At 78.1% G+C, this 1,049-nt stretch carries 2 protein-coding genes; one reads left to right on the top strand and one right to left on the bottom strand.

Going from position 1 to position 1,049, the window contains the following annotated elements; translation table 11 throughout:
- A partial coding sequence (locus AB0J52_RS42020) for a hypothetical protein (RefSeq protein ID WP_500188905.1) occupies nucleotides 1–196 on the top strand: 196 nt, incomplete at its 5' end.
- A gap of 101 nt (nucleotides 197–297) precedes the next feature.
- Here AB0J52_RS42020 and AB0J52_RS42025 read toward each other — a convergent pair.
- Nucleotides 298–1,049 (bottom strand): SLAC1 family transporter (locus AB0J52_RS42025; protein WP_500188907.1); only part of this gene is annotated, 752 nt, incomplete at its 5' end.

Raw genomic sequence — 1,049 nt, forward strand, 5'->3', positions numbered from 1 at the left:
GTACCGGGCGAGCGTCCAGCTCCTCGAACGCAAGCTGCCGCCCGAACTCGCCGCCCTGGTCGCCGCCGCCGCGTACGGCGGAGGCGCGACCGGCGCCGCCCTGATGGCCGCGAACCGGTGGCGCGGGCACCCCGCGCCACTGCCCACCGAGACCGCCCGCAAGGTCGCCGAGGTCATCGCCGAACAAGCCGGCTGACGTCCGCCGGCGCGCGGTCTGCGCCGACCCGGGCACCCGCGTCCCGCAGCGGGGCTGGAAACCGGATCAGCCGCCGCTGCGGGACGCGCTGTGCGGGCCGCTCAGGCGCCGCCGGGCCTCCGGTTGGCGCGGACCTGCGTCCGCACCGCACCGGCCGCCACCACGCCCCACACGAGCAGCGCGGGCCACAGCAGCACCTTCCCCGCGGTCGTCAGCACCGGCGTCCGCAGGGCCGTCCCCGACGTCGTCGAGGCGACGGCGGCCATGCCCAGCGGGAACACCGTGGCCCACCGGCGCACGTCGTACTCCGGGCGCGGCCAGCGCACCTCGCACACCACCAGGACCACGTACCAGGCGAACGCGAACAGCAGCAGCCCCAGCGTGGCGCCGCGCAGCGCGCCGTGCAGGCCGGGAGCCCAGCGCAGCGGCGCGGCCGAGCCCGCGGCCAGCTTCGCCGAGGCCAGCGCGGAGATCGACACCGAGCCGCCGACGACCCAGTGGTCGCCGCGCCCGGTCCGCAGCTGCCGCCAGTCGAACAGCGCCACCACCGGCAGCCACAGCAGGACGCCGAGGACGAACGCCGCGAGCGCGGGCCACATCAGCCACGCCGCGCGCAGCGGCGGCGCGAGCGTCGCCGCGAGGACGGCCAGCGACTGCGTCGCCACGCACACCAGATAGGCGGCCCCGGGCGCCCGCCGACCCAGGTGGGCGAGGACCGCCGGCAGCAGCACCGCCCACAGCAGGACGGCGACGACGAGCAGCGCCGTCCCGGTGCCCGAACCTCCCGCCATGGTCAGCCGGGTGCCGAGCACGCCGGTGGCGGCCACGCCGGTCAGCGCCGCGGGGACGGACG

This window comes from Spirillospora sp. NPDC049652, from assembly GCF_040675125.1.
Classification (GTDB): domain Bacteria; phylum Actinomycetota; class Actinomycetes; order Streptosporangiales; family Streptosporangiaceae; genus Spirillospora.